This is a genomic window from Pelatocladus sp. BLCC-F211, assembly GCF_041928655.1.
Lineage (GTDB): Bacteria > Cyanobacteriota > Cyanobacteriia > Cyanobacteriales > Nostocaceae > Pelatocladus.
In genome coordinates this window covers 1-8,859 of sequence record NZ_JBHFLM010000202.1, presented here as the reverse complement: position 1 = coordinate 8,859, position 8,859 = coordinate 1, and the positions used below count along the sequence as shown (strand labels likewise).

The window sequence follows — 8,859 nt, the reverse complement described above, 5'->3', positions numbered from 1 at the left end:
TGGTGTCTATGGCGCGGTGGAACCACTCTGAACCCTTCCCGAACTCAGTTGTGAAACGCTGCTGCGGCGACGATAGTTGTCGGGTTGCCGACCGTCAAAATAGCTCGATGCCAGGACTTTTATTCTCACAAAAAGCTTCCTAATATTTATGGTGGAAAAAAGCGATCAGTTCAATAGGACTGACCGCTTTTTGGTTAATGCTGAAATTTAGAGAAAAATAACAGATGGGTATTAAACTGAAGCGTACGTCCAATTCTGGAAAATATTTCTCATTAGCACGGTAGTCAGGGACGCGATCGCCATGACAAACTTCATCAAATTTAATGACCTCTTGCTATGAGAACAGACAGCATCACCTTGTTACAGTAGAGAAATAATGGTGCTTAAGAGATTAAGAGATCAGGAGATCATCTTATGGAATCAATGCTTAAGGATATAAACCTCTATCAGTTAAAGCTTGGGCAACCCGACCAACCCCTAACGTATAAGCTGCTAGTCTTAAAGGAATCTGTCGTGTTTTGGAATGCTTAATAACTTGACGGTATGCTTGCACCATCAAGTGTTCTAATTCGCGGTTGACTCGTTGCTCATCCCAAAATAAATAAGAAAGACCTTGTACCCACTCTAAATAACTCACTACCACACCACCCGCGTTAGCCAAGATATCTGGTAGTACAGTTACACCCCGCGCTTCTAGCGCTTGGTTAGCGATGAGAGTCACTGGACCGTTAGCCGCCTCTGCAACTATCTTGGCTTGGACTTGATTCACATTGTCTTCTGTGATTTGGTTTTCCAAAGCTGCGGGAATTAAGACATCACAAGGTAAAGTTAGTAACTCTGCATTGTTGATTGGTATTGCTTGTGGAAAGCCAACCACACTCCTACGGTTCTCAGCAGCATAGGCTTTCAAAGTAGGAATATCAAGACCAGTTTCTGAATAAACTCCTCCAGATCCAGTCGATACAGCTATCACTTTCGCTCCTGCTTCATGCATTAACAAAGCTGCTGCACTACCGACATTGCCAAAACCCTGGATAACTACTCGGACATCTGCCAAGGACTTACCCTGATCAGCTAGCGCCTCCCTGACAATAATCATTACGCCGCGTCCCGTTGCCATCTCCCGTCCCAGTGAACCACCGATAGATAGCGGTTTTCCAGTCACAACTCCGGGAACAGCATGACCAACATTGACAGAGTAAGTGTCCATCATCCAAGCCATTTCGCGGGCAGAAGTACCCATATCTGGTGCCGGTATGTCTACACTAGGGCCAATATCTTTGATTAATTCGCTGGTGTATCGTCGGGTGAGCCGTTCTAATTCACCCACACTGTAACGTTTTGGATCGAGAGCAATACCTCCTTTGGCACCACCGTAAGGAATACCTAGTAACGCACATTTCCAGGTCATTAGCATTGCTAGTGCTGATACCTCCCGCAACGTCACAGCTGGATGGTAACGAATGCCACCTTTGTAGGGCCCTAACACATCACAGTGTTGGACTCGATGTCCTGCTAAAATTTGTATTTCGCCATTATCCCGTTTTACAGGAATGGAGACTGTAACTACCTTACGTGGATGACTAAGTACCTGCAACAGACCTAAATCTAGCTTTAATTCTCGTGCTGCTGCTTCCAAATAGCTACAAGCTTGATCTAATGGGCAAATATACGCTGGAGAAGAAGCTTCCAGTGACTGTATAGAAGTTGTAATCATAGATTTTTCTCTTCCTATCACACTTCCACAAAATCTTTTGCTTATGGAACCGGAGGTCTATGTCTAGGCTAACGTTTATTTTTGAGAAAAACTATAATTTCTGTAGTTTATGTTACAAAATTTCGCGATGTAGCTTTTTTTGCTCGCTTTCAAGATAGTAATATAGAGTGACCAGAGATACACATAGATGAACACAGATAAAAAACATACTTGTTATCTGTGTTCATTCCTTTTTTATGTATGGCGGGGTGCAAGGGTATGGAGGTGTGAGGGTGTGAGGGTATAAAAGGAAAAAAGAGTTTTTTTAAATCTATATCCTTGCATAGCTCGAAATTTTTTACCCACACCCAAAATTCTCCTAAACCCCTACACCTCTACACAAACACCTCAGAACTAAAGTTACCGTGTAAACCGTAAGGAATATGATGTTTAAGATGTAGCCTTGCTACTGGGTCTTTGTTGAAATTACGGGCATCTAGAATTACTACATCTGAGCGATCGCAACTCGCATCATAAACTAGAGCTAACACCCAACCATCGTCTTCCCCTTGAGAATAGGGACGGGGTACAAACACTGGTTCGCTAGCAAAGCCTTTGGGTGCAGCACTCCAGAGTTGTCGCTCTCCTGAGTGAAGATCCATCTTTAAAAATGCTTGTAAAGGAGCGTTACCACTGGGAGCATGAGCAGCACCAATATATAAATAACGATGCTCTCGCCCCACTTTTTGAGGATGCAAAGTTGGAAATTCACAACAGCGACTTTCTATTAACTTTCGCTGTACAGTCTTGTCTTGGAGATTGAGGTGAAAGCGCCAGAGTTGTCCAGGCTTGAGAGCATCAAAATCAGTCTGTCGAAAATCACTTTCTGGTTCAACTTCTGGTAAGGATTCGTAGCAAATAGAATCAATAATAATTTCGTTTCCTTGCTCAAAAGCATTGGCATGGTGGAACACAAAACCAGAGTGAGTTTCGATAATTTGCACCCCCCTTAGTCCCCCCTTATCAAGGGGGGGTTGGCGAGGAATAATGATGACTCGCGTTGGTTGATTGGGTTGAAACTTAATACATTCACCTGCACCACGTATTCCCAAAGCAAAAGGTATCGGATTGAAACTCACAGGATTTTGAAAGAATACGCAGTAGTTTGGGGTAATAGCAAAATCGTGAATAAAGGCGAAACCCGGTACACTATGGGTGTGCTTTCTCACAATAGTGCCTGTTGTGTCTAACTCAAAAATAGTAATAGTTGTGGATAGCCCTACTTTGATAGAAAAGTTTACCAAACAAGGTTCACCACCATCGAACTCACAACTTGGATCGAAACAGGGATGAGCGCTAAATGCTTCACCTTCTGACAGCACACCGTGAAAGTATTCTTTACCCAAGGTATCGAGTGTATGAGGATCAAGGCGATGAGGTTCTGCTGCTTCCCACAGAGCCAGCAGTTTATCACCCCAGTAGATCACATTGGTATTAGCAATATTTTTGAGTTTAAAGTCGAAAGCATTAGCTAGCCAACCACCTGGTTTTTGTGTACCAAAGACACCACGGTAGAGAAGTTTACCCGCTTTTTGTTCTTCCAAATACGCATCAGTCCGGACAAAGCGATTGCGGAAGTGGGCGCGACCATTTGCAAATGTTATACGACTAATCATCCCATCCCCATCAAAGGGATGATGAATTGGTTGCCCATTTATATCCAACAAACCAGGGCCATTTCTGAACAAAGTACCATGAAGTTCTGGTGGAATTTGCCCTTCTATGTCATCTATCCAATAATCAAATTCTTGTTTTAAAGATTTATATCCACCTTGCCAATCGTTACGGTTATAAGGTTTTGTAGAAATTTGAGAAATTAGTTCTTGAGTTTCAAAAGTTTGCATATCTTGAAAATGGGATTGGGGAAAGGGGAAAGGGGAAAGGGGATTAGGGGCGAAGGGGTAACGGAGAATGGGGATTAGGGATAAAGAAAGGGGGACATATCAATTCAAAATACCCTTCTGGAACAAAATTAAGAACTTGTTGAGCTTATTACCCCATACCCACTTCCCGATCCCCTTTCCCCGATCCCTTAATCCCTAACTACTTCTGACTCTAGTTCTCGCAGCATCAATTCCGGCATCATATTGGGTACAAAAGATTCTTCATGATCCGGTACTAAGGCTGGTGGTAAATTCTTAGATGTTTCGGTTTCAGACTCAGCAGCAGGCAACCAGTTGAGAAAGGGTAACGGTAACAAGGTACTGAGGTTAGTCAGAATTACCAAAATCCAGAGTTTTTCAAAGTTTGTTTCTGTAATTCCAAACCAATGCATCAATACTGCACCGAACTCATAGGAAAGCAGTCCTGCTAAGTTAGTCACTGACATTAACAAGGCAAATAATGTTGCTTCCACTCCCGATGGACAAAGTCTGGCTGCTAGCACTAACACTGGCATATAGGCAATTTGTCCCATAACGGTAAGAATCAGGCTATCACCCAAACTAAACCAATGATCATCAATGCCTAAAGTCCGGTTTGTATGAGTTACCAGGAGCAACATTGTCATTCCTAAAGTGGCTGAAAGAACAGTACTCCAGCCAAAAATGACGCGAAAAGGGACGGTTTTAAGAAAACGTTGGAAGATCCAGATACCGACTAAGGAAGCAACGCTTGTTACTAAGCGTACTCGTCCTAAAAATTCTGGTTGAAAATGTAATTCGTTTGTAGTAAAGAAGAAAAAGGCTGATTCAGCAGTTGGCGTAGCTTGCCAGATGAAAAGAAATGCTGTTGGTAGCCAAATAGCTTTTTGAGTAATGGCTTGGCGTAGTTGTCCAATTTGATGCTTGATTGATTGGAAGTTGGGGTTTTCGGTAGTGTTGACATCCTGCTTGACTGGAGATTCAGCAATTAACCAAGCTACTGCTGAAACGATGAGGGGAAAAGAGGCAGTAATCCAAAATACGGTGCGATTACTGAAATGCTCTAAGAGGACACCACTAAAGTAAGCAGTCATCAAACCACCGAAGGCGGAAGCACCCCAACATAGGGATTGTAAAGAACCTGCTTCCGCTTGGGATTCTACCCTGGCTCGTTCCACAACTAATGAGTCAACGATGACGTCACTAATAGCAACAGATACCGAACCAAGAGCGATCGCTGCTGTCGCAATTATAGGTGTGTGAACAATTGTGGCTAGGCTCACCCAAGAAGCCGCTCCGATTATCCCCGATAACACCAAATATGGTCGTCGTCGATAGCCAAAAATAGGGAAGCCATCAGAAACAAAACCAAATAATGGTTTGACAATCCAGGGTATGGCAACTATACCCATTAAGGCTGATACTTGGGCTGGAGTTAGCCCTAATTCATCTTTGAGAAAAAAGCTGACGGCTAAACGTGCCAACCCCAAAATACCTTGGACAAAGTAAACGGTAAGAATGGCAATTAATTCGGCAGTTGGTTCATTGCCAAAAAAAATCTTTTCTTTTATTGATTCTTTGACCTTGGACAAGCCAGAGGAGGAAACCAGCATTAGATAAATAATTTTTAAGTTTTATCGACTTTTATTATCATATCTATTTTATCTAGATGACGTGTAGGAGAAGCGTTTATCGGTCAAAATCTGTTGAAATCACAGAGAATTTACAGATAAACTTGTAAAATTTAGTAAATAAAATTTACGGGTTATTTATTCTTTGAATAAGGCAAATTAAAGATTGAATTTTTATTTTCCTAGTGCTATTACAGCATTTTGTCCTCCAAACCCAAAACTAAAACACAATACCCGTTCAACCTTACTTTCACGTGCTTCTCTTACCAGATTTAAATCAAACTCTGGTTGCTGTAAGCCTACACATAGCGGTAATATTTGTTGCTGTAATGCCATCAGAGAAAAAGCCACTCCTAAAGCTCCTGATGCACCGAGAGTATGTCCTGTAGCTCCTTTTGTAGAACTAACTGCCACCTGTTGAGAAAATAAGCTTTGTATTAATTGGCTTTCTACTTGATCGTTAATTTGCGTAGCCGTACCATGAGCATGGATATAATCAATGTCTTTTGGCGTTAAGTGACTGCGTTGCAAACATTGCTTAATTGCTGCGATCGCACTCTGACTTTTTGGTTCTGGAGTATTGGCATGATATGCATCTGTTGTTAAGCCAAAACCAAGTATCTTTCCATACACCTTGGCTTGGCGCTGTTTTGCTGATGCCGCCGATTCTAAAATCAAAATTGCTCCCCCTTCTCCTAAAACTAAGCCTTCACGGCGCAAATCAAAGGGATATGCCCCAGTTTTAGCCAAAGCGCCCATCTTATGAAAGCCAGTCAAAGTTAGAGGCGTAATTGCTGCTTCTGTTGCTCCTGTCATGACTTGCTGACATTGTCCAGATTTAATTAAATATGCAGCTTGAGCGATCGCCCAAATCGCAGTAGCACAGGCCGCCATCGGTGCTAAAACAATCCCAGTTGCACCAATTTGTCTTGTAGCTGCGATCGCATTCATGTGTGGGAGAGTGTCTAGCCAATTCTCTAGGAATTGGGCATTGGAATTTAACATTTCCTTTACCTCTTGGGCTTTACCCTTTGTCCACCTATTTTTTGCCATCTCTTCCCACACCGCCTGATGACTGCGACTCGAACCAATGACAACGCCGCAATTTGGCAGAGGATAAACTAATCCTGCATCTTCTAACGCAGAAGCAACCAGCTGTTGAGTCAGTAATCTCACCTGTGCTGGTTGCTTGTCAATTAACCCAAGAGGACGTGGGTCTAATTCTGGAAATGGTTGACAAATTTTAATCCCAGATTTACCTGCTAGTAATTGCTGCCAGCTATCTGCTAGGTTTTGACCCAAGGCAGAAACTAAACTAATACCAGTGACAACGACTTCTACCAAGTTTTGGGGATCGGGGATCGGGGATCGGGGATTGGGGATTGGGGAAGAGGGACAAGGAGGACAAGGAGGACAAGGAAGAAATTTCTCCCCATTCCTGATCCCTAATTCTCGATCCCCGATCCCCGATCCCTATTTTTCACTATTTTTCAAATTTTCTGCACCTTGGGTGACTTTGGCTGAGTCGATGCGATCACCTTGCTGAATTTTGTTTACTACATCCATACCTTCTGTGACGTAGCCGAATACAGCGTAGCTACCATCCAGAAAACCCAAATCAGCTAAGGCAAAGTAAAACTGTGAAGAAGCAGAATCTGGCATTTGCGATCGCGCCATTGCCACTGCACCCAGTTTATGTGTCAACACGGGTGGTTGATTGATGCGAGCTGATTCCAATGTTTTGCCGTAAATGGGGTCGTCTGATCCTTTGGGCTTAATTTCCAGGGGAATATAGCGCTCACTACCTGTTTTAGGATCAATAAAACCACCAGTTCCTAACCTGTTAGCTGCAACTTTCGGGTCTTTACTTTGGGGATCGCCACCTTGAACAACAAAAGGTTGGGGTTGACGTACAACTCGGTGGAAAACTAAGCCATCATATACACCACGTTGTACTAAGTCTATAAAGTTACCAGCAGTGATGGGGGCATTAGTACCGTCTACTTGAATGGTAATAGGAGAACCATTGACGGTCATTACCACGGTAGCTTTGCCTTCAAGTTTTGGTAAATCTTTCATTCCAGGAATCGCCTCTTGTGTAGCTTGAGATACAGAGGTTGTCTCTGTAGTTGTTTGTGTTGTCGCTTGTGTAGTTGTATTGGTGCTTGCCTCCGTGGCTGTGGGTGTGGTAGATGAAGTATCAGAAGATACTTGTTGTGTCGCACACCCACCCACCATCAATACACTGACAATCACAAATACAACCAAAAGCTCCGAAAATTTTAACCGCATTAGCTAGTTCTATAGACTCAACCAGTGTATCTTAGCTTCTGATTGCGAGTATGGGTAATATTTTGAAGGCAGAAGGCAGTGACGCGGAGCGGCTTCTGAAAGTAGGCAGAAGGCAGAAGTTAATAATCATCAGTTGGCGAGCGCAGCCTGTGTATGTATAAAAAATATTATCTTCTTACACCCCTATACCCCTACACCCCTACACTTCATTTCCTACAAACCTTCCAAAGGTACTCCTAAAAATCTAGCTAATTCTGCTCCCTGAATCTCCAAGTCTTTTAAAGACATCGGTTGACCTACCCTTGTTAAGGGAATATCTCGACGACCTTTGGCACGCAAATAGAGGGTACGACGAGGATTTAGACCTTCTTTGATCTGAACTCGTACAGATTGTACATCTTGAGTGTTAAAGTCAAGTTCGATACGACGATTCTTGCCAGGAAAACCCCAACGGAAGATTTTGACTTTGCCGGTTTGCTGGTTAAACTCGTTGTATCCGCCGCCCACATCCAAGAGAATTACTGACCACAGGTACAAAGCGAGAAGCAGACCAGCTGCTCCGTACAATCCCATCACTAATCCTTGTGGGACAAAAATAAGTTGAGTTGGGTCGGTAACTATGAGTAAATTAACTTGTAAGTAACTGGATAGGGCAGCTAAGAAAAAGCCTGTAGCACCCAAAGTTACAATACTTGCCCACCAGTAGTTACTCAACCGACGTGAACCGAGAACCTTGTGATGCAAGACGCGTTCGTCTTTGTTAATGGTTGTTGATGTCGTCATGGAACTACCTTGGCGTTTGATCAATTCCCTTTAAAAGTCTGCCACTGTATATGGATCTATTGCAAGTTTCTTTTAAGATTTCTGAGAAAACTTGTGTCAAATTGTAAAATTTCTGATATTGATCATATTTAATAGGTCTATGCAAGATACCTGATTTAAGCAGGTGCATCAGGCACAAAACAAGACAAATTTATGATAAGTTAAGAAGCATTAAGGAATCACTAGCTAAATTTACAGCTGGTGTTTTGGGTAATGACACGACCCTGAGAAAAACTGACTCAATCTAGCAGTAGTTTCTCATAAAACCAGGTACATAAAAGTATTTGTGTAGTGTCGAAAAAACGTTAATTCCTCAATAACGTGCAATTTTAGTAAAAAAGAGGATTTTAGCTCGATGACCATCGCAATTGGACGTAGTACTACCAGAGGGTGGTTTGACGTTCTCGACGACTGGTTGAAGCGCGATCGCTTCGTATTCGTAGGATGGTCTGGTTTATTGCTGTTCCCCTGTGCATTTTTAGCACTAGGTGGATGG

At 42.7% G+C, this 8,859-nt stretch carries 6 protein-coding genes, 1 rRNA gene and 1 pseudogene; 2 read left to right on the top strand and 6 right to left on the bottom strand.

The window, feature by feature from the left end; translation table 11 throughout:
• A 5S ribosomal RNA gene (gene rrf, locus ACE1AT_RS24795) occupies window positions 1–116 on the top strand; the annotation flags it as partial.
• Between the two features lie 311 nt (window positions 117–427).
• Here the strand turns inward: rrf and ACE1AT_RS24790 are convergent.
• From ACE1AT_RS24790 to ACE1AT_RS24765, 6 genes are all read right to left on the bottom strand, one after another.
• Window positions 428–1,717 (bottom strand): Glu/Leu/Phe/Val dehydrogenase, encoded by a 1,290-nt coding sequence (locus ACE1AT_RS24790; RefSeq protein WP_374873254.1) that lies wholly within the window; start codon window positions 1,715–1,717, stop codon window positions 428–430.
• A gap of 374 nt (window positions 1,718–2,091) precedes the next feature.
• Window positions 2,092–3,600 carry a carotenoid oxygenase family protein gene (locus ACE1AT_RS24785; protein ID WP_374873252.1) on the bottom strand — a complete coding sequence of 503 codons (1,509 nt, stop codon included), beginning with the start codon at window positions 3,598–3,600 and terminating at the stop codon, window positions 2,092–2,094.
• Window positions 3,601–3,788: 188 nt separating this feature from the next.
• Entirely contained in the window at window positions 3,789–5,231 is a 1,443-nt protein-coding gene (locus ACE1AT_RS24780; RefSeq protein ID WP_374873250.1) for a folate/biopterin family MFS transporter, read from the bottom strand.
• 192 nt (window positions 5,232–5,423) lie between these two features.
• Window positions 5,424–6,593 carry a beta-ketoacyl-ACP synthase gene (locus ACE1AT_RS24775; protein WP_374873248.1) on the bottom strand — a complete coding sequence of 390 codons (1,170 nt, stop codon included), beginning with the start codon at window positions 6,591–6,593 and terminating at the stop codon, window positions 5,424–5,426.
• A gap of 129 nt (window positions 6,594–6,722) precedes the next feature.
• Window positions 6,723–7,541, bottom strand: coding sequence for a peptidylprolyl isomerase (locus ACE1AT_RS24770; protein ID WP_374873246.1), 819 nt, complete (start codon window positions 7,539–7,541; stop codon window positions 6,723–6,725).
• Window positions 7,542–7,754: 213 nt separating this feature from the next.
• A complete protein-coding gene (locus ACE1AT_RS24765; protein WP_374873244.1) occupies window positions 7,755–8,324 on the bottom strand; it encodes a photosystem I assembly protein Ycf4 in 570 nt (189 codons plus the stop codon).
• Window positions 8,325–8,718: 394 nt separating this feature from the next.
• Here ACE1AT_RS24765 and ACE1AT_RS24760 point away from each other — a divergent pair.
• A pseudogene (locus ACE1AT_RS24760) lies at window positions 8,719–8,859 on the top strand (photosystem II D2 protein (photosystem q(a) protein)); the annotation flags it as partial.

Excerpts from the sequence above, each read along its gene's own strand:
- ACE1AT_RS24790 (WP_374873254.1), bottom strand. The coding sequence starts at position 1,717 with ATGATTACAACTTCTATACAGTCACTGGAAGCTTCTTCTCCAGCGTAT.
- ACE1AT_RS24785 (WP_374873252.1), bottom strand. The coding sequence starts at position 3,600 with ATGCAAACTTTTGAAACTCAAGAACTAATTTCTCAAATTTCTACAAAA.
- ACE1AT_RS24780 (WP_374873250.1), bottom strand. The coding sequence starts at position 5,231 with ATGCTGGTTTCCTCCTCTGGCTTGTCCAAGGTCAAAGAATCAATAAAA.
- ACE1AT_RS24770 (WP_374873246.1), bottom strand. The coding sequence starts at position 7,541 with ATGCGGTTAAAATTTTCGGAGCTTTTGGTTGTATTTGTGATTGTCAGT.
- ACE1AT_RS24765 (WP_374873244.1), bottom strand. The coding sequence starts at position 8,324 with ATGACGACATCAACAACCATTAACAAAGACGAACGCGTCTTGCATCAC.